Genomic DNA, 24,139 nt, shown 5'->3' on the forward strand with positions numbered 1-24,139 from the left:
ACCGCCGTCCGTCGTACCGTAAGGAGCGAACGCGACAAGGGGGGGTGAGATGGGACGGATTTGCGCGACGTTGGGGGGGGCGTGCTTCGCCGTGTCGTTGGCGGCGGGCCTCGCGATCCCTGGCAGCGCCGTTTCGGCGCCGCTGCCGGCCGCCAAGTATTACCAGGGCACGGCCAAGACCACCTGCTACGGCTCGGCGGCGCTCTACTGTTACGTCACGTTGCCGGCCGTGCCCGCCGACAAGGTGCTGACGGTCGCCTCGGTCGACTGTTCCGCGACCGTGGTCGCCTCGACGGGCACGCCTTTCGTGGCCAGCGCCGGCATCAGCTCGCCGGAGGATCCGGTGATCGCAATGAAGCCCGAGTTGACCTACGCGGATGCGCAAAAGCGCTTCTACGTCATCCACCACGACGGCGATTTCTTCGTGTCGCCGGGGCGCGCGCCGAGCGCCTATATGATCACGCAGGGGACGCTGAAGCAGGCCGAGCTCAGCTGCGCGGTGATCGGCAGGCTGTCGGTGCCCTGATAGCCGCCTCGTAAAGTCCCGACTCGTCGGGACTTTACGAAGTTTCGGCCTTTCGGCCGAGCGGTGGCACGGCGGCGCGGTGCTCGCGCCGCCACGGTCAGCGCGGCAGCACCGTCGAGCCCATCAGGAACTCGTCGATGGCGCGGGCGGCCTGACGGCCCTCGCGGATCGCCCAGACCACCAGGGACTGGCCGCGGCGGCAGTCGCCGGCGGCGAAGACCTTGTCCATCGAGGTGCGGTAGTCCTCGGTGTTGGCGAGCACGTTCTTGCGGCGGTCGCGGGCGAGGGCGGTGCCCGGGCCGGCGAGATAGGTGCCCTCGGCCGGGCCCGAGAAGCCAATCGCGATCAGGACGAGGTCGGCGCGGATCTCGAACTCGGTGCCCGGGATCGGCCGGCGCTTCTCGTCGACGCGGGCGCACTTGACGCCCTTGACCTTGCCCTTGGCGTTGCCGACGACGCCGAGCGTCGCGGCCGCGAACTCGCGCTCGGCGCCCTCCGCCTGGCTCGACGACGTCCGGAACTTGGTCGGCCAGAACGGCCAGACCGCGAGCTTGTCCTCGCGCACCGGCGGGCGCGGGCGGATGTCGAGCTGGGTCACCGACAGGGCGCCCTGGCGGAACGAGGTGCCGATGCAGTCGGAGGCGGTGTCGCCGCCGCCGATGACCACCACGTGCTTGCCGGTGGCGAGCAACGGCGCCTCGGCCGAGACGTCCTCGCCGCCGATGCGGCGGTTCTGCTGCACCAGGAAGGGCATGGCGAAGTGGCAGCCGTCGAGCTCGATGCCCGGCAGTTCCGGATCGCGCGGATGCTCCGCGCCGGCGGCCAGCAGCAGGGCGTCGTGGGCGGCGGCGAGCTCGTCGAGCGGCTTGTTGACGCCGACGTTCACGCCGTAGTGGAAGGTGACGCCCTCGGCGGTCAGCTGGTCGACGCGGCGGTCGATCGGCCACTTCTCCATCTTGAAGTCGGGGATGCCGTAGCGCAGCAGGCCGCCGGCCTTGGGCTCGCGCTCGTAGACGTGGACGTCGTGGCCGGCGCGGGCGAGCTGCTGGGCGGCGGCGAGGCCGGCCGGCCCGGAGCCGACGACGCCGACCGACTTGCCGGTCCTGGTCTCGGCCGGCTGCGGCACGATCCAGCCCTCGTTCCAGGCCTTCTCGGCGATCGCCTGCTCGACGCTCTTGATGGCGACGGCGGTGTCCTCGAGGTTCAGCGTGCAGGCCTCCTCGCAGGGCGCGGGGCAGATGCGGCCGGTGAAATCGGGGAAATTGTTGGTGCCGTGGAGGTTGCGCGCGGCCTCCTCCCAGTCGCCGGAATAGACGAGGTCGTTCCAGTCGGGGATCTGGTTGTGGACCGGGCAGCCGGTGTCGCCGTGGCAGTAGGGCACGCCGCAGTCCATGCAGCGCGAGGCCTGCCGCGCGACCTCCTGGTCCGTCAGCGGGATCGTGAACTCGCGGAAATGGCGGATGCGGTCCGAGGCCGGCTGGTACTTCTGGTCCTGCCGGTCGATCTCCAGGAAGCCTGTCACCTTGCCCATGTCGCTCTCGTCCTCGCCCGTCGTGTCGTCCCTGGCCCGGCGGGCCGTTCTGCCATCACCGCGGATCCGTCAGCGGACCCAGTTCTCGATCTTCAAGCCCGCCACCCGGCGGAATTCGTCCTCGTTGTCCGTCACCAGCGTCGCGTCCAGCGCCAGCGCGTGGGCCGCGATCAGCATGTCCATCGGCCCGATCAGCGCGCCGCGCCGATGGAGGTCCCCCCGAATCTCGGCGTAGATCCGGTCGCAGGGCAGTGTCCAATCCAGGACGCCGACCGAAGTCAGCGTGGCCTCCACGTCCGCAGCCAACCGTTGCGAACCGGCCTTGACATAGCCGAACCGCAACTCGGCGGCGACGATGATGCTCGTCACCGCGGTGCCCGGGTCCGTCGTCTCGAAGCGAGCGAGCGCAGTGCCCGTCGGATACCGGATCATGTGCGAGATGATATTCGTATCCAGCAGGTAGTTCACGGGTCCCGTTCCAGGTCGACGTCCTCGAGCGGCAGCTCCTCGATCGGCGGGAAGTCTTCCTCGAGGGGGGGCCGACTCCGCAGGAAGGCGGCCAACTCCCGCGGTGTCATCTTCGCCTGCTTCGGCTGCATGTGGATGGTCCCGTCCGGGTCCTTCCACATGAGCACCTTGTCCGCGTCGATCTCGAATTCCTTCGGAATGCGAACGGCTTGGCTGCGGCCGTTGCGGAAGAGGCTGACCTCCCGCTCGTCGCGCTTGTGGTAGTTCACGGCCGGCCTCCTCGCGTCATATGCCGAAGCATATCACAGGTGTGGAGGCCGGGCCAGGAGCGCTGCGCGCCGTCCGTCACTCCGCCGCGATGCCCATGCGCATCTTCTCCATCTCGCGCAGGGCCCGGCGGTATTCCACCGGCATCACCTTCACGAACTTCGGCCGCCACGTCTCCCAGTGGTCCAGGATCTCCTGGCCGCGGGTCGAGCCGGTGTAGCGGACGTGGGCCTGGATCAGGGCGTAGAGGCGCTCGTCGTCGTGGCGGGTCATGTCGGCGAGGTCGACGCGGCCCTTGAACTGGAGGTCGCCGCCGTGGTGGTGCAGCTTCTCGAGGAGTTCGTCCTCCTCCGGCACCGGCTCTAGGTCGACCATCGCCATGTTGCAGCGCTTGGCGAAGCTGCGGTCCTCGTCGAGGACGTAGGCGACGCCGCCGGACATGCCGGCCGCGAAGTTGCGGCCGGTCTGGCCGAGCACGACGACGAGGCCGCCGGTCATGTACTCGCAGCCGTGGTCGCCGCAGCCTTCGACGACCGCGATCGCGCCGGAGTTGCGCACCGCGAAGCGCTCGCCGGCGACGCCGCGGAAGTAGACCTCGCCCTCGGTGGCGCCGTAGAGCACGGTGTTGCCGACGATGATCGACTTCTCGGCGACGATCTTCGCCGCGTCCGACGGACGGACGACGATCCGGCCGCCCGACAGGCCCTTGCCGACGTAGTCGTTGGCCTCGCCGGTGAGTTCCATGGTGACGCCGCGGGCGAGGAAGGCGCCAAAGGCCTGGCCGGCGGTGCCGGTCAGCTTCACCGTGATGGTGTCGTCGGGCAGACCCTCGTGGCCGTAGCGCTTCGCCACCGCGCCCGACAGCATCGCGCCGGCGGTGCGGTCGACCGACTTGATGGTCGAGGTGATGGTCACGGGCGTACCGTCGGCGAGCGCCGGCGCGGCCTCGACCAGGAAGCGGCGGTCGATCACGTCGTCGATCGGGTGCTTCTGGCGCTCGGTCCAGCGGATCTCGTCCGGGCCGGCGGCCGGCTTGTGGAACAGGCGCGAGAAGTCGAGCCCGGCGGCCTTGCCGGCCTCGTCCGCCTTCTGGGTCAAGAGATCGGACTGGCCGACCAGTTCGCCGAGGCTGCGGAAGCCCATCTTCGCGAGATAGCCGCGGACCTCCTCGGCGACGAAGAAGAAGTAGTTGATCACGTGCTCGGGCGTGCCCTTGAAGCGCTTGCGCAGCACCGGATCCTGGGTGGCGACGCCGACCGGGCAGGTGTTGAGATGGCACTTGCGCATCATGATGCAGCCGGCCGCGATCAGCGGCGCGGTCGCGAAGCCGAAGTCGTCGGCGCCGAGCAGGGCGCCCACGATGACGTCGCGGCCGGTGCGCATGCCGCCGTCGACCTGCAGGCAGACGCGCGAGCGCAGGCCGTTCAGCACCAGGGTCTGGTGCGTCTCGGCGAGGCCCATCTCCCACGGGCTGCCGGCGTGCTTGATCGAGGTCAGGGGCGAGGCGCCGGTGCCGCCGTCGTAGCCGGAGATGGTGATGTGGTCGGCGCGCGCCTTGGCGACGCCGGCAGCGACGGTGCCGACGCCGACCTCGGAGACGAGCTTCACCGAGACGTCGGCTTCGGGGTTGACGTTCTTGAGGTCGAAGATCAGCTGGGCGAGATCCTCGATCGAGTAGATGTCGTGGTGCGGCGGCGGCGAGATCAGGCCGACGCCCGGGGTCGAGTGGCGGACCTTGGCGATCACCGCGTCGACCTTGTGGCCGGGCAGCTGGCCGCCCTCGCCGGGCTTGGCGCCCTGCGCGACCTTGATCTGCATCATGTCGGCGTTGACGAGATACTCGGCGGTGACGCCGAAGCGGCCCGAAGCGACCTGCTTGATCGCGGAGCGCAGGCTGTCGCCGCTCGCCAGCGGCTTGAAGCGCTCGGCCTCCTCGCCGCCCTCGCCGGTGTTCGACTTGCCGCCGATCCGGTTCATGGCGATGGCGAGGGTGGTGTGCGCCTCGCGGCTGATCGAGCCGAAGGACATCGCGCCGGTGGAGAAGCGCTTGACGATCTCGCTCGCCGGCTCGACCTCGTCGAGCGGCACCGGGGTGCGTCCGGATTCCTCGGCCGACTTGATGTGGAAGCGGCCACGGATCGACTGGCGCGCCGCGTCGTCGTTCACCTTGCGGGCGAACTCGAGATACTTCTCCGGCAGGTTCAGGCGGACGGCGTGCTGCAGGTCGGCGACCACGCCGGGGGTCCACACGTGGGCCTCGCCGCGGATGCGGTAGGCGTATTCGCCGCCGACGTCGAGCGCGCGCGCCAGCACCGGGTCGTCGCCGAAGGCCTGACGGTGACGCGCGATGGTCTCGGCCGCGATCTCGTCGATGCCGACGCCCTCGATGTCGGTGGCGGTGCCGAAGAAGTACTTGTCGACGAACTTGCTCTCGAGGCCGACCGCGTCGAAGATCTGGGCGCCGCAATAGCTCTGGTAGGTCGAGATGCCCATCTTGGACATGACCTTCAGGATGCCCTTGTCGATCGACTTGATGTAGCGGTAGACGATCTCCTCCTCGTCGACCTCCTCCGGGAACTGCCCCTTCATGCCGAGCAGGGTCTCGAAGGCGAGATAGGGGTTGATCGCCTCGGCGCCGTAGCCGGCGAGGACGCAGAAGTGGTGGATCTCGCGCGGCTCGCCGCTCTCGACGACGAGGCCGACCGAGGTGCGCAGGCCCTTGCGGATCAGGTGGTTGTGCACGCCCGCGGTGGCGAGCACGGCCGGGATGGCGACGCGGGTGCCCGACACCAGCCTGTCCGACAGGATGATGATGTTGTAGTGCGCCCGGACGGCCTCCTCGGCACGCTCGCACAGCCGGTCGAGGGCCATCTTCAGGCCCTCGGGACCGCGCTCGACCGCGAAGGTCATGTCGAGCGTCTTGGCCTGGAACTGGTTCTCGGCGATGTCGCCGATCATCCGGATCTTGTCGAGGTCGGCGTTGGTCAGGATCGGCTGACGCACCTCCAGCCGCTTGATGGTGGCGGTGCCCTCGAGGTCGAGGATGTTCGGCCGCGGCCCGATGAACGACACGAGGCTCATGACGAGCTCTTCGCGGATCGGGTCGATCGGCGGGTTGGTGACCTGGGCGAAGTTCTGCTTGAAGTAGTTGTAGAGCAGCTTCGGCTTGTCCGACAGCGCCGCGATCGGGGTGTCTGTGCCCATGGAGCCGATCGCCTCCTGGCCGGTGACGGCCATCGGCGCCATCAGCAGCTTGAGGTCCTCCTGGGTGTAGCCGAAGGCCTGCTGGCGATCGAGCAGCGACTCGTTGGAGACCACCGACGACACCGAGACCGGCGGCATGTCCTCGAGCACGATCTGGGTGCGCTGCAGCCAGCTCTTGTAGGGATGGGCCCCGGCGAGGCGCTCCTTGATCTCGCCGTCGGAGACGATGCGGCCCTCCTCGAGGTCGATCAGCAGCATCTTGCCGGGCTGGAGGCGCCACTTCTCGACGATCTTCTCCTCCGGCACCGGCAGCACGCCGGCCTCCGAGGCCATGACGACGAGGCCGTCCTCGGTGACGAAGTAACGGGCGGGACGCAGGCCGTTGCGGTCGAGGGTGGCGCCGATCCGGCGGCCGTCGGTGAAGGCGACCGCGGCCGGCCCGTCCCACGGCTCCATCAGGGCGGCGTGATATTCGTAGAAGGCGCGCCGGTCCTCGTCCATCAGCGGGTTGCCCGCCCAGGCCTCGGGGATCAGCATCATCGCCGCGTGCGCGAGCTCGTAGCCGCCCTGGACGAGGAACTCGAGGGCGTTGTCGAAGCAGGCGGTGTCGGACTGGCCCTCGTAGGAGATCGGCCAGAGCTTCTCGATGTCCTTGCCGAACAGCGGACTCTCGACCGAGGCCTGCCGGGCCGCCATCCAGTTGACGTTGCCGCGCAGGGTGTTGATCTCGCCGTTGTGGGCGACCATCCGGTAGGGATGGGCGAGCTTCCAGGACGGGAAGGTGTTGGTGGAGAAGCGCTGGTGCACGAGCGCGAGCGCCGACACGAAGCGCGGGTCCTTCAGGTCGGCGTAGTAGGCGCCGAGCTGGTAGGCCAGGAACATGCCCTTGTAGACGATGGTGCGCGAGGACAGCGACACCACGTAGAAACCGGAGTCCTCGACGCCGGAGCGGGCGTAGACCTTGTTGGAGACGACCTTGCGCAGGAGGAACAGCCGGCGCTCGAAGTCGTCCTGGTCGGCGACCGACGGGCCGCGACCGATGAACACCTGACGGTGCACCGGCTCGGTGGCGGCGATGTCCGGCGCCTTGGAGAGGCAGGAATTGTCGACCGGCACGTCGCGCCAGCCGAGCAGCACCTGGCCCTCGGCGGCGACGACCTCGGCGACCACGCCCTCGCACCACGCGCGGAACTCGGCGTCGCGCGGCATGAACAGGTGGCCGACCGCATATGCGCCGGGTTCGGGCAGTTCGAAGCCGAGGCTGCCGCTTTCGGCGGCAAAGAAGGCGTGCGGGATCTGCACCAGCATGCCGGCGCCGTCGCCCATCAGCGGGTCCGCGCCGACCGCGCCGCGGTGGGTGAGGTTCTCGAGGATCTGCAGGCCGCTCGCGACGATGTCGTGGCTCTTCTCGCCCTTCAGGCTGGCGATGAAGCCGACGCCGCAGGCGTCGTGCTCGCGGCTCGGGTGGTAGAGCCCGCCGGCGGCGGCGCCGGCGCGCGCTTTCGCCGTCATGGCGACCGTGCGATCGGTCGCGATGCGTCCGTCGGTGGCAGTCGGCACGGCTTCGGCTTCGACGCGGTCGGTCATCCCAGTTCCCCATGTGCCCGGGCGCGCGGCGCCCGTTCGCGTTTTCCCCACGGCGGCGCCGAGCAAGCTCCGTGCCCGCGCGGCGACACCCCCTCTCCGCCACGTCCCCCGGCGGTCCGTCGCCCGGCGGGCCGCGTCCGGCGACGCGACCCGGCGCAACGGCGCCGGCGATGACGTGGTCCCCTCGTTCCCCGGTCCGGTCGTCGCACCGACCCGACGCGGACAGCCGTCGCCTCCGGCGGGCGGGGCCCGGGAGGGACAGCATCTCGTCGCCGACCGGCGGGCGAATGACCGCCCGACCGGCTTAGACCACCCGGCGGCGACCGTTTCAATCGGTCCGATCGCCGCCCCTCGCGTTGCACGAGCGGGCAACATACGGTCGATCCGAGCCGGCGCGCCGGAAATCTTCTTGCGTGGAACCGGCTTGCGGCGGGAAGGCCGCAGGCGGTCCGGCCCGCCTCTCCGTCAACTATCGCGGATCCGCATGGCTGATGCGTAATTCGCATAACCATTCGGGCAGGTCAACCGTCCTGTCCCATTTTTCGATGCTGCGGCGCACAGGTGAGAACGGCATGCAACGGCCGCATGGGAGGGGCCGCGCCGTGCCGCTTCCCGGCCGCGCCGGCGGGGAATAGATTGGGCGCCATGCACTTCGCCAGCGACAACTGGGCGGGAGCCTCGGCGCCGGTCGCCGCCGCTCTCGCCGACGTCAACCACGGTCTCGTCCCCGCCTATGGCGGCGACGACGCCACCCGCACGGCCACCGAATGGTTCGCCGAGATCTTCGAGAAGGAAGTCTCGGTGTTCTTCGTCGCCACCGGCACCGCCGCCAACGCGCTGGCGCTCGCCGCCTTCGCCAAGCCCGGCGGCTTCGTGTTCTGCCACGAGGCGGCCCACGTGGCCGTCGACGAGGCCGGCGCGCCGGAGTTCTTCGCCGGCGGCGGCAAGCTGGCGCCGCTCCCCGGTCCGCGCGGCAAGATCGACGCGGCGAGCCTCGAGGCGGCGATCCGGCGGCATCAGCCGCCGTCGGTGCACAACGGCCGCCCGGTCGCGGTCACCATCACCCAGGCGAGCGAGTGGGGCACGGTCTACACCCCCGACGAGGTCCGCGAGATCGCCCAGGTCGCCCACCGCCACGGCCTCAAGCTGCACATGGACGGCGCCCGCTTCGCCAACGCGCTGGTGGCGCTCAACGTCTCGGCCGCCGACCTGACCTGGAAGGCCGGCGTCGACGTCCTCTCCTTCGGCGGCACCAAGAACGGCTGCTGGTGCGCCGAGGCGGTGGTGATGTTCGACCACCGCCACGCCGACGACCTCGCCTATGCGCGCAAGCGTGCCGGCCAGCTGTTCTCCAAGAGCCGCTTCGTCGCCGCCCAGTTCCAGGGCTACTTCGACCACGGCCACTGGCTCGACAACGCCGTGCACGCCAACGCCATGGCCAAGCGCCTCGCCGGCGGCATCGCGCAGTCCAAGGAGGGCCGGCTGCTGTTCGAGCCCGAGGCCAACGAGGTGTTCGCGATCTGGCCGAAGGCGACCTCGAAGCGGCTGCGCGCCGCCGGCGCCAGCTTCTACGACTGGCCGGCCGAGGGGCTTCCCGCCGAAGAGATGCCGGCCGCGGACGAGGACCTCGTCCGCCTCGTCACTTCCTTCGCCACCTCCAAGCACGACGTCGCCGCCTTCGTGAAGCTGCTCGGCGCCGGCGACGGCATCGGGGTGTGATCCCGGCCGCGCGGCACCCGCGCGGCGACCGACCACCAACGAGAACGCCCCGGCCGCTGGCGCGACCGGGGCGTTTCCGCATCCGGATCCGGAGACCCGTGTGCCGTCAGTTCACCGTGGCCTCGATGCGCTTCTCGGCGCCCTCGGCGCGGCCGATCGGGATCTGCCGGGTGCGCTTCTCCTCGGGGATCTCGCGGACGAGATCGACGTGGAGCAGGCCGTTCTCCAGGCTGGCACCGCGGACCTCGACGTGGTCGGCGAGCTGGAAGCGGCGCTCGAAGGCGCGGGAGGCGATGCCGCGGTAGAGCATCTCGACTCCCTCGCGGGCCTCCGCCTTCTTCTCGCCCTTCACCGTCAGCGTATTCTCGCGCGCCTCGATGGCGAGGTCGGCGTCGGAGAAGCCGGCGACCGCGATGGTGATGCGGTAGGCGTTGTCGCCGGTGCGCTCGATGTTGTAGGGCGGGTAGGTCTGGCCCGAGGCGTCGCTGGTCGCCAGCTGATCGAGCATCGAGAAGAGGCGATCGAAACCGACGGTGGAACGGTACAGCGGGCTGAAATCGACTTGACGCATGACATGTCCTCCGATGAGAAGCGACAGATGGTCGGATCGTCGGGGCCGTTTCTGGGGACGCCGTCTCGGCCGTCCCCGGGGTCCCTCGTCCGGCGGGCCCCGCTCGGGGCGCCCGCGACGTTGAAGTAGGAAGCCGCCGGATCGGCTTCAAGGCCAGCCGGAGGCGGCCGTCGCGTTCAGACTTCCGTCGTCTCCGCCGTGCCAGGATGCGGCGCCCCGCACCGTACCAATGCCAGTCGATGGACCTGCTCGACCTCCCCGACAATCCCGTCCCGCCGGACACCGCGGTCGTCGCCGCGGTGACGGGCGACGGCGTCACGCTGCGCGTCGCGCGCTTTCCCGCCGACCGCCGCCCGGTGCGCGGCACGGTGGTGATCTTCCAGGGCCGCGGCGAGCAGATCGAGAAGTATTTCCGCGTCGTCGGCGAACTCCGTGCCCGCGGCTTCGCGGTGGTCGCCTTCGACTGGCGCGGGCAGGGTGGCTCGGCCCGTCTCGTCGGCGCCGACGTCGGCCACGTCGGCCGTTTCTCCGACTACCGGCTCGACATCGAGGCGGTGCGCCGGCAGGTGGCGCTGCCCGACTGTCCGCCGCCCTTCTTCGGGCTCGGCCACTCGATGGGCGGGCACATCCTGCTCGCCGCCGCCGAGATCCTGCCGCCGTGGCTGTCGCGGCTGGTGCTGACGGCGCCGATGCTGGACTTCCAAGGCCAGTCGCGCGCCAGACTGCGCCGGATCGCCGGACTCGTCTGCGCGCTCGGCCTCGGCGCGACGGGCACGCCCGGCCACGGCGAGCGCGTCGCCGCCGTCCGGCGCTTCGAGGGCAATCCGCTCACCGGCGACCGCGCGATGCACCGGATCATGATGGACCTGACCGCGATCCGGCCCGACCTCGGCGTCGGCACGCCGACCTGGCGCTGGGTGCTGGAGGCGGCCCGCTCGATGGACCGCATGGACGAGCCCGACTTTCCCGCCACCGTGCCGCTGCCGGTGCTGATGGTGAACTCGGGCGGCGACCGCATCGTGTCGCCGGCCGCGGTCGAGCGGATGGCGCGGCGGCTGCGCACCGCCGGCTACGTGCTGGTGCCCGGCGCCGAGCACGAGGTGACGATGGAGCGCCCGGCCTACCGGGCGCAGTTCTGGGCCGCCTTCGACGCCTTCGTGCCGGGCAGCGCGGCCTGATACCCGTCTCGTAAAGTCCCGACTCGTCGGGACTTTGCGAAGTCGCGGCCTTTCGGCCGGCGCCCGGTCGGGCGCTTCTCGCCCGCAATGCTCCGGCCAAAGGTCGGAACTTTGCGAGCTCGGTATGAGACACCGCTGCAAGACCGCTCCGGCGCGGCAGTCCGTCGGTCCGCCTCAGCCGGCGAGCAGGCGCATCGCCTCGGCGTGGACGCGGCGGTCGCCGCAGGCGAGGATGCGGCCGCCCTCGGAGGGGTCGCCGCCGTCCCAGGTGGTGACGATGCCGCCGGCCGCCTCGATCACCGGGATCAGCGCCACGATGTCGAAGGCCTTGAGACCGGCCTCGACCACGACGTCGACGTGGCCTGCTGCGACCATGCAGTAGGCGTAGCAGTCGCAGCCGTAGCGGGCGAGACGGGCGGCGCGCTCGACGCGGTCGTAGGCCGTCTTCTCCTCGGGCGTGAAGATGTGCGGCGTGGTGGTGAACAGCGTGGCGTCGGCGAGGCTGGCGCAGGGCCGGGTCGCGAGCGTGCGCGGGCCGCCCGGGCCGCGGTAGAGCGCGCCATCGGGTCCGCCGGAGAAGCGCTCGCCGGTGAACGGCTGCACCATCATGCCCGCGAGCGGCTTGCCGTGCCGCTTCAGGCCGATCAGCGTGCCCCAGACCGGCAGGCCGGAGATGAAGGCACGGGTGCCGTCGATCGGATCGACGACCCAGACGTGCTCGGCGTCGAGGCCGACGGGGGCGAATTCCTCGCCGAGGATGCCGTGGTCGGGGTGCTCGGCGGCGATCACCGCGCGGATCGCCTCCTCGGCGGCACGGTCGGCGACGGTGACCGGGTCGAAGCCGCGGGCCTCCTTGTTGTCGACGTCGAGGCGGGTGCGGAAATGCGGCAGGATCGCCGCGGTGGCGACGTCGCCCAAACGGTCGAGGAACGGGGTCCAGCTCTGGGATTCCCGCATGGCTGTCATGTCCTTTGCGATGGGCTGCCGGGGGAGGGGACCGGAGATCGGCGGTCTTGTCGGGCTAATTACTTGGATACGCGAAGAAATTCAAGGCGGCCGCGCGGCCCGGGCGCGGGAAACGACGCCGACGCACGAGGCGCGCCTGGAATTTGGGCAGGTGCGACATTCCGGCATTCTTGACCGGGGTTCGTTTGGGCTTCATTTTGTTGCGGTGCGGCACGGCTTCCGTGTCGTACTGCCCTCCTTGGGCGTTTCCTCCCTAAGACTTGGGCCGTCGCTCCCGCGACGGCCCTTTTTCTTTCCCGGCGCGGTGACGTAGCGGCAAGTTCCCGATCCCGTTGGGAATTTCGCTTCTGCGAGGGCGGGCCGGGCCGCTACTCGGCGGCGAGGCGGCTCGGAGCGGGGGTGAGGAGCGCGACGGGGAACTCGAAGAGCTGGCGTGCGAAGCGGCCGAGATCGTGCCGCAGTGCGGCAAAGCCGGCGGTGGGCTCGAAGGTGCGCTCGTCCATGTAGAGCCCGCGGTTGACCTCGACCTGGATGGCGTGGAGGCCCTTGGCCGGACGGCCGTAGTGCTCGGTGATGAAGCCGCCGGCATAGGGCTTGTTGACGGCGACGGTGTAGCCGAGATCGACCAGCACGTCGGCGGCGTGCTCGACCAGGGCGCGGGCGGCGCTGGTGCCGTAGCGGTCGCCGAGCACGACGTCGGCGCGCGCGCGCGGGTCCTGACCGCGCACCGACGACGGCATCGAGTGGCAGTCGATCAGCACGGCCGCGCCGAAGGCGACGTGGGTCTGGGCGAGCAGGCGGCGCAGGGCGGCGTGGTAGGGCTTGTAGATCGCCTCGATCCGTCCGAGCGCCTCCTCGACCGGGATCGGCGCCGGGTAGATCTCCTCCTGCTCGGCGACGACGCGGGCGATCGTGCCGAGGCCGCCGGCGACGCGGATCGAGCGGACGTTGGCGTAGGACGGCAGCCGGCCCACGAACATCTTGGGGTCGAGCTCGTAGGGCTCGCGGTTGACGTCGAGGAAGGCGCGCGGGAAGTGCGCGCGCAAGAGCGGTGCGCCCTCGGGGACGACGTGGTCGAACAGGCGGTCGACGTGGGCGTCCTCGGAGAGGCGGATCCGGCGGGCGTCGAGCCGGGTGGCGCCGAGGAAGGCCGCGGGATAGGCGGCGCCGGAGTGCGGCGAGTTGAAGACGAAGGGCAGCGTCTGGGCCTGCGGGGCGGCCACGTCGAACGGATCGGTGGTCTCGAAATCGGCGACGACGCGCATCGGAGCTCCGCTGCCGGGAATCGTCCCGCCCGGCTGGTCCGCGATGGTGCCCGCTTTGGCGGGGGCTGTCCACAAGCGGGACGGCGGGCGTGCCGGGCCGGGATCCCCGCTTACCCCATATTTACCGCGACGCCGCCTTATGGAATGAGTTCGATGAGCGAACGGCGGCCGGCGCCACGCGGGCCCGCCCCGGACCTTCCTGGGATCTGCGATGAACCGAATCCTCCTCGCCGAAGACGACAACGACATGCGCCGCTTCCTGGCGAAGGCGCTGAACAACGCCGGCTACGACGTGGTGTCGTTCGACAACGGCAAGAGCGCCTACGAGCGCCTGCGCGAGGAGCCGTTCACGCTGCTCCTCACCGACATCGTGATGCCCGAGATGGACGGCATCGAGCTCGCCCGCCGGGCGAGCGAGCTCGACCCCGACCTCAAGATCATGTTCATCACCGGCTTCGCCGCGGTGGCGCTGAACCCGGACAGCCAGGCGCCCAAGGACGCCAAGGTGCTGTCGAAGCCGTTCCACCTCAAGGACCTCGTCCGCGAGGTCGAGAAGATGCTGGCCGCCTGACCATGGTGCCGCGGCCGCGCGATCGCGCGGCCGCGGGAACGCCGAGATATCCGCGCGGGCGCCGTGTCAGGCCCCGCGCTTCTCCAGGGCGGCGGCCGCGACTTCCAGGAGGCCGTTGGCCTCGAGGAAGCTGCCGAGCCCGGCCTTGAACTCCCCGCTGTGCACGAACGCCTTGACGAGGTCCTCGATCTTGAGGTGCCCGGCGAGGATGCGCGCGACGAAGCCCTCCATCGACTTCGGATCCGGCCGGCGCCGCAGGATCGACAGGTAGAGGCCGGTGACGGCGAGTTCCGCGATCCGCCGCCGTCCCTCCTCGCCGGCGGCGAGGGCGTCGGCCCAGCCGTAGCTCGGGTCGCGGAAGAACGCCCGGCCGGCTCGGTTGTGGGAGATGCTCGGAACTTCGAAGTCCCGGGCGGTGCCGGGGAAGCGGGCGACCACGAGGCCGTCGCCGTCGAAGGATTCGTAGACGTCGTGCTCGACCTCGACGATCGCGCCGAAGTCGCGCAGGCGCTCCAGGCACTTCTGGTGCGTCAGCGGATCGCCGGAGATCTGCGGCGCGTGCGTCGACAGGAACAGCCAACCGATCCGCCCGGACCTGAACAGGGCCTCGCAGCTCGAGAGCACCTCGAGTTCGGCACCGTCGACGTCGCAGTGGAGCATGTCGAGCCGGTCGATCCCCTCGCGCGCCATCAGGTCGGCGACCGAGATCCGCGGCACCTCGACGACGCCGGAGCGCTGCGTTCCGAACGGCGCCGGCGGTCCGCTGGTCGCCGCGACGGCCGCCTGCAAGAAGGTCGGCGCCAAGTTGTTGAGGCCGGCGTTGGTGCGCCCGATCGACAGGTGCAGCGGGTCCGGCTCGACGACGACGGCGCGCCGGGCCGGGGCGCCGCGCAGGAACCACAGGCTGTAGTAGGACCAGTAGCCGCCGAGCTCGATCATGGTGGCGTCGGAGGGCAGGCGGTCCACCACCTCGGCGAACACGCGCTCCTGCTGGGGCTCGTGCCAGCCGTTCGCCAGTTCGATCAGCCGCGTCATCCAAGGGCCGGAATAGCCGTCGGCGACGACCTCGAGGCCGTTGTGCATGACCTGGACGCGGGTGCCGTCGGCACGGGTCCGGACGCGGCCGGCGTCGGCGACCCGCGGCAGCGCCCGGGTGTCGCCGCAGGAAACGGTCATCGCGATGCGCGCCTCGTTGCCGATCGTCTGCGGCACGCCCGGCTTGAACACCGGGATCGGCGTCACGACCGGCGTCGCGCCCGCCGCCATCGAGGCCGGGGCGACGAACTCGTCGAAGCAGTTCGGCGGCACCGCGATCACCTTGCCGAGACGGTCGTGGTGCTCCTCGGCGACGTAGAAGCGGTTGAGGCCGTCGAAGTAGACGAAGCGGTAGCCGCCGGCGACGAGGACCGGTTCCCATTCCTCGTGGGCCGGAACCTGGGAACCGGGCTCGGTCGCCTCGACGACGACGATCCAGGGGCGGTGGGCCGCGAAGTCGGCGCCCCGGAGCACGCCGAGTTCCGCACCCTCGACGTCGATCTTGAGAAAGTGGATCTCGGCCGGCGCGTGGGTCCGGCAGATCTGCGCGAGCGTCGTCATCTCGACCGAGCGCGCGGACACCGAGAATCCGGCGTCGCGGTGCACCGCGGCCTGATCGGACTGGCGGGTCGACAGGCCGCTCACGGCGGCCCGGCCGCCCGTCTGGGGAATGCCGACCTCGAAGAAGCTCGACCGGCCGGCCTGCTCGCCCACCAGCACGGGCAGGCAGATGTCGCGCGGGCGCGCCTTGACGAGCCGCTCGAAATACTCGGCCTGGGGTTCCACGTTCACGCCGCGCCAGCGGCGCTCGTAGAAGGCGTTGGTCACGGAGAATTCCACCGGATCGGCGGCGCCGACGTCGATGTAGAAGCCGTTCTCGACGTCCTTGAGGGCCCGCCAGAGAATGACGTCCTCGAAATTCTGCGCATAGGACTGGAACACTGCGTCCGCTCCCCCGGATGGTCCGTGCGCTCCGGCCGGGGAGAGGCGCCGTCGTCGCGTGCCCGCCCCCGGTTCGCCGGATGCCGTCTCGGTCGGCCCTGACCGCCGGGGATTTCCGCCCCGCCGGCCCCGCGACCGTCCCTCGCGATGCTATCGCAGCCGCGCGCCGCTTCTGCAAGTCCGCCCCGCGGCGGAGGCCGCGCGCGCCGCCGCGGACGGCGCGGCGAACGCATCCGAGCGCCACGCGCGAAGCCTCTTGCATCGCCCCGCGGCTCCCGCTATACACCGCGCCACGCCGCCCCCCGGGGCGGTCCCGCGGATGGTTCAAGGGCGTGTAGCTCAGCGGGAGAGCACTACGTTGACATCGTAGGGGTCACAGGTTCGATCCCTGTCACGCCCACCATCTCCTCGAAAGGCCCGGCTCGTCCGGGCCTTTTCGTTTTTCCGCCCCCCTCCCGTTCACACGGGCACCGGGCCGCCGGGGTCCTTGACCGTGGCGACGACGATGCTGGTGGAGATCTCGGCGACCGAGGGGATGTCGGCGAGGACGCGGCGCAGGAAGGCGTCGTAGTGCTCGATGGCGGGCAGGCGGATCGAGATCAGGTAGTCGTGCACCCCGGTGACCAATTCGCAGGAGAGGATCTCGGGGCTGGCGCGGACGGCGGCCTCGAAGGCGTCGAGATGGGCGTTGGTGCGCTGGACCAGCTTGACGAAGGCGTAGAGCTTCAACGGCGCGTCCACGGCGGCGGGATCGACCACCGCGCGGTAGCCGCGAATCGCCCCGGCATCCTCCAGCATCTGGACCCGGCGCCGGCACGGCGTCGCCGACAGGCCGACGCGGTCGGCGAGCGCCTGGATGGTCAGGCGGCCGTCGGCCTGCAGCGCGCGCAGGATGGCGCGGTCGATTCGGTCGAGCTCCATTGGTGGATTCCTCCAACGATCGGCCGAATCCTAGCCGTGATTGGCGAAAGCCGCCACGCGATCGCGGCTATGGTCGCCGAACGGTCCGGACGTGCGGCCTTTACGGGAGACGGCGAGGGTGGAACCATCCCGCCGCGGCCGGCGCGGCTCCGGGGAGGGAGGCTCCGATGGCGGTGGATCTCGAGGTGCTCGGCGAGCTCGAGCGCAAGGTACTGTGGCTGTCGACGTGGACGATCCACGCCGCCAACCACCTGCGCGACAAGCCGGACGGATTGAAGGTCGGCGGCCATCAGGCCTCCTCCGCCTCGATCGCCACGATCATGACGGCACTCTACTTCGCGATCCTCCGGCCGGAGGACCGCGTCGCGGTCAAGCCGCACGCGAGCCCGGTGTTCCACGCGATCCAGTATCTCCTCGGGTTGCAGACCCGCGACAAGCTGGAGCGCTTCCGCAGCTTCGGCGGCGCGCAGAGCTATCCCTCGCGCACCAAGGACGTCGACGACGTCGACTTCTCGACCGGCTCGGTCGGCCTCGGCGTGGCGATGACCGCCTTCGCCAGCCTCGTCCAGGACTACGTCCGCGCCAAGGACTGGGCCCGGCCGGCGGCGGGGGAGGGGCGGATGATCGCCCTCGTCGGCGACGCCGAGCTCGACGAGGGCAACATCTACGAATGCCTGCTCGAGGGAGCCAAGCACGGCCTGCGGAACTGCTGGTGGATCGTCGACTACAACCGCCAGAGCCTCGACGGCATCGTCCGCGAGGGGCTGAACGAGCGCTTCGTCTCGATCTTCCGCTCCTGCGGCTGGGACGTGACGGTGCTGAAATACGGCCGGCTGCAGGAGGCCGCCTTCCGTGAACCGGGCGGGGCGCGGCTGAAGGCCTTCATCGACGACTGCCCGAACGCGCTCTATTCCGCGCTCTGCTTCCAGGGCGGCGCGGCCTGGCGGGCCCGGCTGTCCGCCGCCTTCGCCGGCGACGCCGAGGCGACGGCGCTGGTGGAGCGGCGCGACGACCCGGCGCTGGCGGCGCTAATGGCCAACCTCGGCGGTCACGACCTCGGGCTGCTGGTCGACAGCTTCGCCGCGGTCGACCACGACCGGCCGATCCTGTTCCTCGCCTACACCATCAAGGGCCACGGCCTGCCGCTCGCCGGCCACAAGGACAACCACGCCGGCCTGATGACGACGGCCCAGCTCGAGACGCTGCGCGCCGCGATGGCCGTGCGGCCCGGCCGCGAATGGGAGCCGGTCGAGGGGCTGCGGTTGCCGGCGGAGCGGCTCGCCGCCGCGCTCGACGCCGTGCCCTTCGCCGCCCGCGGCCGGCGGCGGTTCGAGTCCGCGGCGGTGCCGGTGCCGGCGACGCTCGCCTACGGCGTGGCGCCCGTGATGTCGACCCAGGAGGCCTTCGGCAAGATCCTCGGCGAGATCGCCCGCGGGAGCGACGACCTCGCCCGGCGCATCGTCACCACCTCGCCGGACGTCTCGGTGTCGACCAACCTCGGGCCGTGGATCAACCGCCGCGGCCTGTTCGCCCGGAGCACCGTCGCCGACGTGTTCTCCGACGAGAAGGTCGCTTCGGTGCAGAAATGGGCGATGAGCCCCGCCGGCCAGCACGTCGAGCTCGGCATCGCCGAGAACAATCTCTTCATCATGCTCGCCGCGCTCGGGCTGTCGCATTCGCTGTTCGGCGAGCGGCTGATCCCGGTCGGAACGCTCTACGACCCCTTCATCGCCCGCGGCCTCGACGCCCTCAACTACGCCTGCTACCAGGGCGCCCGGTTCCTGCTGGTCGCGACGCCGTCGGGGCTGGCGCTGGCGCCGGAGGGCGGCGCGCACCAGTCGATCGGCACGCCGCTGATCGGCATCGCCCAGGACGGCCTCGCCGCCTTTGAGCCCGCCTTCGCCGACGAACTCGCGGCGATCATGGCCTGGAGCTTCGACTACCTGCAACGCTCCGGCGAGGGCGAGCCGGACGAGCGCAGCTGGCTGCGCGACGAGACCGGCGGCTCGGTCTACCTGCGCCTGACCACCCGGCCGCTGGAACAGATCCCGCGCACCCTCGACGGCGACCTGACGCGCGCGATCATCGACGGCGGCTACTGGCTGCGGCCGCCGGAGCCGACCTGCGAGGTCGCGATCGTCTATCAGGGCGCGTTGGCGCCGGAGGCGATCGAGGCGGCCGGCCTGCTCGCCGAGGACCGCCGCGGCGTCGCGGTGCTGGCGGTGACCTCGGCCGACCGGCTCTCGGCCGGCTGGCACGCCGCCGAGCGCGCCCGCCAGCGCGGCCGTGCCACGGCCACCTGCCACGTCGAGCGCCTGCTCGACGCCCTGCCGCGCGACGCCGGCCTCGTCACCGTGCTCGACGGTCATCCGACGGCGCTGTCGTGGATCGGCGCGGTGCGCGGCCACCGGGTCAAGCCGCTCGGCGTCGAGCACTTCGGGCAGTCCGGCACGATCCCGGACCTCTTCCACGCCTACGGCATCGACGCCAACGCCATCGCCCACGCGGTGAGCGCGGTGTCGCCGGGCCGGCCGGTGCGGCGGCTCGGGTCGCTGGCCTGAGGGAGCACCGCGGTCAGTCGCGGCGGGCGGCGGCATCCGCCTCGACGGTGCCGACCGGCAGCGGCACCGCGAGGTCGACCAGCGCCTTCAGCGGCAGGTGGTCGGAGGCGACGCGCGCCAGCGGGGTGTCGTGGACGGCGATCGCCTCGACCGCCCCGATCGGCCAGCCGAGGATGCGGTCGAGCGCGAAGATCGGCCGGCGCGAGGGAAAGCTCGGGTGGTGCTGCCGGGTCGGGCCGAACAGCGGCTCGAGCTCGGCGAGCGGGCAGTCGGGGCGGCCGGGCCGCCACTCGTTGAAGTCGCCCATCATCACCGTCGGCATCGGCTCGGCGCGCTCGAGCGCGGCCAGCAGCGCCGCGGTCTGGCGACGCCGGCTGCGCTTCAGGAGCCCGAGATGGGCGCCGACGACGCGCAGGCGCCCGGCGGGCAGGTCGATCTCGGCGAGCACCGCGCCGCGCGGCTCGGCCTGCGGCAGCGGCACGCGCTTGATCCGCCGGACCGCGCCGCCGCGCACGAACAGGGCGTTGCCGTGCCAGCCGTGGCTGAGCGGGCGCATCGCGACCGGCACCAGTTCGAGGCCGGTGGTGCGGGCGAGGCGCTCGAGGTCGAGGAGACCGTTGCGCAGGCCGAGCCGGCGGTCGGCCTCCTGGAGGGCCAGCACGTCGGCGCCGAGTTCGGCGACGACGTCGGCGATGCGGTCGGGATCGAAGCGGCCGTCGGTGCCGACGCACTTGTGGACGTTGTAGGTGGCGACGACGATGCGCGACGTCCGCGCCGGCTCGGCGGGGAAGGCGACGTCGGCGGCGCGGGCCGGCAGCACGGCGTCGAGCGCGGCGGCGAGCCGTTCGCGGCGCCGGCCGCGGGTGCCGCGCCAGGCGAGGAGGGCTCGTTCAAGGCGCGAACGCGCGAGCGTCATCGGTCCCTCGTTCGGAGATCGGCGCGGACGGGAGGACCCGCGCCGGGTGGATGGCCGGAAGCGGCGGCTCCCGGATCGCCCGCGGCTCTGGCAGGCGAATGCGGCAGGGGACGGGCGGCGCCCGTAGCGCGCCCGCGAGTTCAGGCGTCGCGCTCGGCCTCGTAACGGGCGCGGGTCTCGGCGTTCATCGGGTAGAGCCCGGGAAGCGCGACGCCGCGCTCGACCTCGGTCATGATCCAGGCCTCGCGGCGCTCCTGCTCGGGACCGGCGGCGACGACGTCGGCGACGAGGGCGGCCGGGATCACGACGGCGCCGTCGCCGTCGGCGACGATCACGTCGCGCGGGAACACCGCGACGCCGCCGCAGCCGACCGGTTGGTCCCAGGCGACGAAGGTGAGGCCGGCGACCGAGGGCGGCGCCGCCGCGCCGGCGCACCACAGCGGCAGCCCGGTCGCCAGCACGCCGGCGCGGTCGCGCACCGCGCCGTCGGTGACGAGGGCGGCGGCGCCGCGGCGGGCGAGCCGCGCGGCCAGGATGTCGCCGAAGACGCCGGCGTCGGTGACGCCCATGGCGTCGGCGACCACCACGGCGCCGGGCGGCATCGCCTCGATCGCGGCGCGGGTCGAGATCGGCGAGGCCCACGAGGCCGGCGTCGCGAGGTCCTCGCGCGCCGGCACGAAGCGCAGCGTGAAGGCCGGGCCGACGACGCGGCGGCCGTCGTCGCGCTGGGCGACCGGGCCGCGCATCCAGACGTTGCGCAGGCCCTTGCCGAGCAGGATGGTGGTGACGGTCGCCGTCGAGAGCGTGGCGAGCACTGCCGCCGTCGCCGGGTCGAGGGGGGAGGCGTCCGTGGTCATCGCGGGTCGTCCCGTGGCGGTTGGCATCCGGCAACGGCCTAGCAGGTCGCGCCGCCGCGGGCACCCGGTTTCGTCGCGGCGGCGGGCGGAAAAACGCCGCTGCCGCCGGACGCGCTATTGACGGGCCGCGGGTCGGTCCTTATGGTCCGCCCGACTTCGCGGCAGGGCCTTGACCGGTCCTGCCGGATTTCGTTCAGGCACAGCGGATCCACGCGACGACGGCCTGGGCGCCCCTAGAGGCGCCCGCCCGAACCGCGGCCGGGTCCGAGGGGATGGACCCGATGAAGATCAAGAACTCGCTCAAGTCGCTGCTCGGCCGCGACCGCAACAACCGGCTCGTGCGCCGCAAGGGCCGCATCTACATCATCAACAAGAAGAACCCGCGCTACAAGGCCCGCCAGGGCTGACGGCGTCGGGCCGCTTTCCTCGGCCCTTCGGACTTCGCGATCTCGACGGCGCATGCCGGGAGGACTATCTTCCCGGCATGCGTTCGTTTTGGCCGTCCCTCCTCGCCGTCCTCCTCCTCGCCGCCGGCCCCGTCCGGGCGGAGGAGACCCTCCTCGGTCCCCTCGAGCAACCGGCCGCGCCGCCGCGGCAGGCCGATCGGACCGTGCGCTCGGCGCTGGCGGATTCGGGCCGCGCCGAGCTCGACGACCTGTTTGCCCGGCTCGCGAGCGCCAAGTCGGCCGGCGAGGCCCACCCGGCCGAGCAGAAGATCCTGCAGCTGTGGACGCGCTCCGGCAGCGCCACCGTCGACCTGATGATGGGTTGGGCCGACAAGGCGATCGGCGAGAAGAACTATCCGCGCGCGCTCGATCTCCTCGACGAGGTGCTGGTGCTGAAGCCGGACTTCGCCGAGGGCTACAACCGCCGCGCCACGGTCCACTACCTCACCGACGACTACCGCTTGGCGCTGCGCGACATCCGCGCCACGCTGGCGCTGGAGCCGCGGCACTTCGGGGCGCTGTCCGGCTTCGGCGCCATCCTCGCCGACATCGGCGACACCCGCCGCGCCGAGGAGATCTTCCGCAAGGCGCTGGCGCTGCATCCCAATCTGACCGGGGTCAAGGAACGGCTCGACGACCTCGAGGCCGCCGACAAGGGCAGCCCGACCTGACCGCCGGCCGGACCCGCCCCCGATGATCCTCCTCACCCTCCTCGCGGGTCTCGCCGGCGCGGGCGCCGTGCTCGCCGTGGCGAGCGCCGTCGGTGCCGCCGCGATCGACCGCCGCCATCCGCCGCATGGCCGGATCGTCGACGTCGACGGCCTTTCCGTCCACGTGGTCGACGTCGCGCCGGATCCCGCCGGCGGCGAGGCGCTCCCCGTGCTGTTCGTGCACGGCGCCAGCGGCAATCTCGACGAATTGCGCGCCGCGCTCGGGCCCAGGCTCGCCGACCGGCGGACGATCTGGTTCGACCGGCCCGGCCACGGCCATTCGGCGCGCGGGCCGCGGCGGATGTCCGCGCCGGTCGAGCAGGCGCGGATCGCCGCCGGGCTGCTCGACCGCCTCGGCGTCGACCGTGCCGTGGTGGTCGGTCATTCCTGGGGCGGCGCCGTCGCCGCGGCGTTGGCGGTGACCCGGCCCGACAAGGTGGCCGGACTGGTGTTCGTCGCACCGGCGACCCATCCCTGGCCGGGCGGCGTCACGTGGTACTACACCGTCTCGACCCTGCCGGTGCTCGGCCGGCTGTTCGCCTGGACGCTGGCGCTGCCGGTCGGCGCGCTGCTCTTGCGGCCGGCGGCCGCCGGCGTGTTCCATCCGGAGCCGATGCCGCCGGCCTATCCGGAGGTGGCGCGGATCGCGCTGGTGCTGAGGCCGGAGACATTCCTCGCCAACGCCCGCGACGTCGCCGACCTCGCGGCCAACGTCGCGGCCCTCGCGCCGCGATACCCCGAGATCGCGGTGCCCACGGCGGTCGTCACCGGCGACGCCGATACGGTGGTGCTGCCGGCGATCCATTCCGAGGGGCTGGTGCGCGACATCGCCGGCGCCGAACTGGTGCTGCTGCCGGGCGCCGGGCACATGCCGCACCACACCCGGCCGGAGGCCGTGGTGGCGGCGATCGCGCGGGTGGCGGCGGCGGCGCGGGAAAGCGCCGATGCCGGCGCGTCTGCCCCCTTGCGCGCGGTGCCGGAAAGCGGTTAGACGGACGCCGACGGACCGACGGCGGCGCTCGCGCACGCCGGCCCGCCGCGATCATGAACACCAGGCCGGGCCCCTCTGGCAGTCCGCACCGGGCTGCGATGTCGGACTGGATCCCACGTCGGTTCGGCACGGTGCGATCCACTCCCCCGCGCTTCCCTCCCTTCGTCGCGAAGCGTTGACGGCTGGCCTGCCCGTCGCCGGACCTCGATCTCTCGAGGTTTGGTCGAACATGGAAATCTTCACCTCCGCGGGTCTCGCCGCGCTACTCCAGGTCATCGCGATCGACCTGGTGCTGGCCGGCGACAACGCGATCGTCATCGGTCTCGCCGCCGCCGGCCTGCCCAAGGCCCAGCGCGCCAAGGCGATCCTGGTCGGCATCGTCGCCGCCACCGTACTGCGCATCGGCTTCGCCGCCGCGGCGACGCAACTGCTCCAGATCCTCGGCCTCTTGCTGGTCGGCGGTATCCTGCTCCTGTGGGTGTGCTGGAAGATGTGGCGCGAGCTGCGCTCCTCGCACGCCGAGGAGGCCGCGGCGGAGGAGGCCCTCGCCGGCGAGGACCTGAACGCCGACGGCACCATCGCCGGCGGTGCGCCGCAGAAGACCTTCGCCCAGGCGGCGTGGCAGATCGTGGTCGCCGACGTCTCGATGTCGCTCGACAACGTGCTGGCGGTCGCCGGCGCCGCCCGCGAGCACCCGACCGTGCTGGTGATCGGCCTCGTGCTGTCGATCGCCCTGATGGGCATCGCCGCGAGCTTCATCGCCCGCCTGCTCAACCGCTTCCGCTGGATCGCCTACGTCGGCCTCGCGATCATCCTCTACGTCGCGATCGAGATGATCTGGCGCGGCGCCCACGAGGTCTGGCCGGCGGTCGCCGCCGTCGCCGCGACCATGTGATGCTGCCCGTCC

20 protein-coding genes and 1 tRNA gene are annotated in these 24,139 nt (G+C 71.5%); 10 read left to right on the top strand and 11 right to left on the bottom strand.

Annotated elements, in window-relative coordinates; translation table 11 throughout:
• Positions 1-49: 49 nt before the first annotated feature.
• Positions 50-526 carry a hypothetical protein gene (locus tag EDD54_RS08745; RefSeq protein ID WP_126540810.1) on the top strand — a complete coding sequence of 159 codons (477 nt, stop codon included), beginning with the start codon at positions 50-52 and terminating at the stop codon, positions 524-526.
• A gap of 97 nt (positions 527-623) precedes the next feature.
• Here EDD54_RS08745 and EDD54_RS08750 read toward each other — a convergent pair whose 3' ends face one another.
• The 4 genes from EDD54_RS08750 to gltB all read right to left on the bottom strand — a co-directional run bounded on the left by EDD54_RS08750 (position 624) and on the right by gltB (position 7,583).
• A complete protein-coding gene (locus tag EDD54_RS08750) occupies positions 624-2,057 on the bottom strand; it encodes a glutamate synthase subunit beta (RefSeq protein ID WP_126540811.1) in 1,434 nt (477 codons plus the stop codon).
• 69 nt (positions 2,058-2,126) lie between these two features.
• The gene (locus EDD54_RS08755) at positions 2,127-2,489 is read right to left on the bottom strand and encodes a PIN domain-containing protein (RefSeq protein WP_207620293.1); all 363 of its coding nucleotides are present in this window, start codon (positions 2,487-2,489) and stop codon (positions 2,127-2,129) included.
• 32 nt (positions 2,490-2,521) lie between these two features.
• Positions 2,522-2,794: an antitoxin gene (locus EDD54_RS08760; protein WP_126540813.1), complete on the bottom strand. Its 273-nt coding sequence runs from the start codon at positions 2,792-2,794 to the stop codon at positions 2,522-2,524.
• 76 nt (positions 2,795-2,870) lie between these two features.
• Positions 2,871-7,583: a glutamate synthase large subunit gene (gene gltB / locus EDD54_RS08765; RefSeq protein ID WP_126540814.1), complete on the bottom strand. Its 4,713-nt coding sequence runs from the start codon at positions 7,581-7,583 to the stop codon at positions 2,871-2,873.
• A gap of 645 nt (positions 7,584-8,228) precedes the next feature.
• On the opposite strand from gltB, the gene EDD54_RS08770 reads away from it, so the two are divergent.
• Complete coding sequence (locus tag EDD54_RS08770; protein WP_126540815.1) at positions 8,229-9,302, top strand: threonine aldolase family protein; 1,074 nt, start codon at positions 8,229-8,231, stop codon at positions 9,300-9,302.
• Positions 9,303-9,408: 106 nt separating this feature from the next.
• On the opposite strand, the gene EDD54_RS08775 is transcribed toward EDD54_RS08770, so the two are convergent.
• Positions 9,409-9,873, bottom strand: a complete 465-nt coding sequence (locus EDD54_RS08775) for an Hsp20 family protein (protein WP_126540816.1) — start codon at positions 9,871-9,873, stop codon at positions 9,409-9,411.
• A 239-nt stretch (positions 9,874-10,112) separates the two neighbouring features.
• Here EDD54_RS08775 and EDD54_RS08780 point away from each other — a divergent pair, with 239 nt between their 5' ends.
• On the top strand, positions 10,113-11,051 hold the full coding sequence (locus EDD54_RS08780; RefSeq protein WP_126540817.1) for an alpha/beta hydrolase: 939 nt from the start codon (positions 10,113-10,115) through the stop codon (positions 11,049-11,051).
• Between the two features lie 174 nt (positions 11,052-11,225).
• Here EDD54_RS08780 and hisN read toward each other — a convergent pair whose 3' ends face one another.
• Both hisN and EDD54_RS08790 read right to left on the bottom strand, forming a co-directional pair.
• Complete coding sequence (gene hisN, locus EDD54_RS08785) at positions 11,226-12,008, bottom strand: histidinol-phosphatase (protein WP_126540818.1); 783 nt, start codon at positions 12,006-12,008, stop codon at positions 11,226-11,228.
• Positions 12,009-12,385: 377 nt separating this feature from the next.
• Positions 12,386-13,282, bottom strand: a complete 897-nt coding sequence (locus EDD54_RS08790) for an N-formylglutamate amidohydrolase (RefSeq protein ID WP_126540819.1) — start codon at positions 13,280-13,282, stop codon at positions 12,386-12,388.
• Between the two features lie 211 nt (positions 13,283-13,493).
• Here EDD54_RS08790 and cpdR point away from each other — a divergent pair, with 211 nt between their 5' ends.
• Complete coding sequence (gene cpdR / locus EDD54_RS08795) at positions 13,494-13,853, top strand: cell cycle two-component system response regulator CpdR (RefSeq protein WP_126540820.1); 360 nt, start codon at positions 13,494-13,496, stop codon at positions 13,851-13,853.
• Between the two features lie 66 nt (positions 13,854-13,919).
• On the opposite strand, the gene EDD54_RS08800 is transcribed toward cpdR, so the two are convergent.
• Entirely contained in the window at positions 13,920-15,830 is a 1,911-nt protein-coding gene (locus EDD54_RS08800; protein WP_126540821.1) for an FkbM family methyltransferase, read from the bottom strand.
• Positions 15,831-16,158: 328 nt separating this feature from the next.
• Here EDD54_RS08800 and EDD54_RS08805 point away from each other — a divergent pair.
• A tRNA-Val gene (locus EDD54_RS08805) sits at positions 16,159-16,233 on the top strand.
• 56 nt (positions 16,234-16,289) lie between these two features.
• Here EDD54_RS08805 and EDD54_RS08810 read toward each other — a convergent pair.
• The gene (locus EDD54_RS08810; protein WP_126540822.1) at positions 16,290-16,751 is read right to left on the bottom strand and encodes an Lrp/AsnC family transcriptional regulator; all 462 of its coding nucleotides are present in this window, start codon (positions 16,749-16,751) and stop codon (positions 16,290-16,292) included.
• 167 nt (positions 16,752-16,918) lie between these two features.
• On the opposite strand from EDD54_RS08810, the gene EDD54_RS08815 reads away from it, so the two are divergent.
• Positions 16,919-19,312: a transketolase-like TK C-terminal-containing protein gene (locus tag EDD54_RS08815; protein WP_126540823.1), complete on the top strand. Its 2,394-nt coding sequence runs from the start codon at positions 16,919-16,921 to the stop codon at positions 19,310-19,312.
• A 13-nt stretch (positions 19,313-19,325) separates the two neighbouring features.
• Here EDD54_RS08815 and EDD54_RS08820 read toward each other — a convergent pair whose 3' ends face one another.
• Both EDD54_RS08820 and EDD54_RS08825 read right to left on the bottom strand, forming a co-directional pair.
• Complete coding sequence (locus tag EDD54_RS08820) at positions 19,326-20,228, bottom strand: endonuclease/exonuclease/phosphatase family protein (RefSeq protein ID WP_126540824.1); 903 nt, start codon at positions 20,226-20,228, stop codon at positions 19,326-19,328.
• A 140-nt stretch (positions 20,229-20,368) separates the two neighbouring features.
• Entirely contained in the window at positions 20,369-21,085 is a 717-nt protein-coding gene (locus EDD54_RS08825; protein WP_126540825.1) for a ribonuclease activity regulator RraA, read from the bottom strand.
• 281 nt (positions 21,086-21,366) lie between these two features.
• On the opposite strand from EDD54_RS08825, the gene ykgO reads away from it, so the two are divergent.
• The 4 genes from ykgO (at position 21,367) to EDD54_RS08845 (ending at position 24,127) form a co-directional block, all read left to right on the top strand.
• Entirely contained in the window at positions 21,367-21,492 is a 126-nt protein-coding gene (gene ykgO / locus EDD54_RS08830) for a type B 50S ribosomal protein L36 (protein WP_126540826.1), read from the top strand.
• Between the two features lie 77 nt (positions 21,493-21,569).
• A complete protein-coding gene (locus tag EDD54_RS08835) occupies positions 21,570-22,202 on the top strand; it encodes a tetratricopeptide repeat protein (RefSeq protein WP_126540827.1) in 633 nt (210 codons plus the stop codon).
• 22 nt (positions 22,203-22,224) lie between these two features.
• Positions 22,225-23,232 carry an alpha/beta fold hydrolase gene (locus tag EDD54_RS08840; protein ID WP_126540828.1) on the top strand — a complete coding sequence of 336 codons (1,008 nt, stop codon included), beginning with the start codon at positions 22,225-22,227 and terminating at the stop codon, positions 23,230-23,232.
• 229 nt (positions 23,233-23,461) lie between these two features.
• Positions 23,462-24,127, top strand: a complete 666-nt coding sequence (locus EDD54_RS08845; protein ID WP_126540829.1) for a TerC family protein — start codon at positions 23,462-23,464, stop codon at positions 24,125-24,127.
• Positions 24,128-24,139: the final 12 nt, after the last annotated feature.

The organism is Oharaeibacter diazotrophicus, assembly GCF_004362745.1.
GTDB lineage: Bacteria > Pseudomonadota > Alphaproteobacteria > Rhizobiales > Pleomorphomonadaceae > Oharaeibacter > Oharaeibacter diazotrophicus.

Excerpts from the sequence above, each read along its gene's own strand:
- EDD54_RS08745 (WP_126540810.1), top strand. The coding sequence starts at position 50 with ATGGGACGGATTTGCGCGACGTTGGGGGGGGCGTGCTTCGCCGTGTCG.
- EDD54_RS08815 (WP_126540823.1), top strand. The coding sequence starts at position 16,919 with ATGGCGGTGGATCTCGAGGTGCTCGGCGAGCTCGAGCGCAAGGTACTG.
- hisN (WP_126540818.1), bottom strand. The coding sequence starts at position 12,008 with ATGCGGGAATCCCAGAGCTGGACCCCGTTCCTCGACCGTTTGGGCGAC.
- EDD54_RS08750 (WP_126540811.1), bottom strand. The coding sequence starts at position 2,057 with ATGGGCAAGGTGACAGGCTTCCTGGAGATCGACCGGCAGGACCAGAAG.
- EDD54_RS08835 (WP_126540827.1), top strand. The coding sequence starts at position 21,570 with ATGCGTTCGTTTTGGCCGTCCCTCCTCGCCGTCCTCCTCCTCGCCGCC.
- EDD54_RS08755 (WP_207620293.1), bottom strand. The coding sequence starts at position 2,489 with ATGATCCGGTATCCGACGGGCACTGCGCTCGCTCGCTTCGAGACGACG.
- EDD54_RS08845 (WP_126540829.1), top strand. The coding sequence starts at position 23,462 with ATGGAAATCTTCACCTCCGCGGGTCTCGCCGCGCTACTCCAGGTCATC.
- EDD54_RS08770 (WP_126540815.1), top strand. The coding sequence starts at position 8,229 with ATGCACTTCGCCAGCGACAACTGGGCGGGAGCCTCGGCGCCGGTCGCC.
- ykgO (WP_126540826.1), top strand. The coding sequence starts at position 21,367 with ATGAAGATCAAGAACTCGCTCAAGTCGCTGCTCGGCCGCGACCGCAAC.
- EDD54_RS08790 (WP_126540819.1), bottom strand. The coding sequence starts at position 13,282 with ATGCGCGTCGTCGCCGATTTCGAGACCACCGATCCGTTCGACGTGGCC.
- EDD54_RS08780 (WP_126540817.1), top strand. The coding sequence starts at position 10,113 with ATGGACCTGCTCGACCTCCCCGACAATCCCGTCCCGCCGGACACCGCG.
- EDD54_RS08820 (WP_126540824.1), bottom strand. The coding sequence starts at position 20,228 with ATGACGCTCGCGCGTTCGCGCCTTGAACGAGCCCTCCTCGCCTGGCGC.
- cpdR (WP_126540820.1), top strand. The coding sequence starts at position 13,494 with ATGAACCGAATCCTCCTCGCCGAAGACGACAACGACATGCGCCGCTTC.
- EDD54_RS08810 (WP_126540822.1), bottom strand. The coding sequence starts at position 16,751 with ATGGAGCTCGACCGAATCGACCGCGCCATCCTGCGCGCGCTGCAGGCC.
- gltB (WP_126540814.1), bottom strand. The coding sequence starts at position 7,583 with ATGACCGACCGCGTCGAAGCCGAAGCCGTGCCGACTGCCACCGACGGA.
- EDD54_RS08775 (WP_126540816.1), bottom strand. The coding sequence starts at position 9,873 with ATGCGTCAAGTCGATTTCAGCCCGCTGTACCGTTCCACCGTCGGTTTC.
- EDD54_RS08840 (WP_126540828.1), top strand. The coding sequence starts at position 22,225 with ATGATCCTCCTCACCCTCCTCGCGGGTCTCGCCGGCGCGGGCGCCGTG.
- EDD54_RS08825 (WP_126540825.1), bottom strand. The coding sequence starts at position 21,085 with ATGACCACGGACGCCTCCCCCCTCGACCCGGCGACGGCGGCAGTGCTC.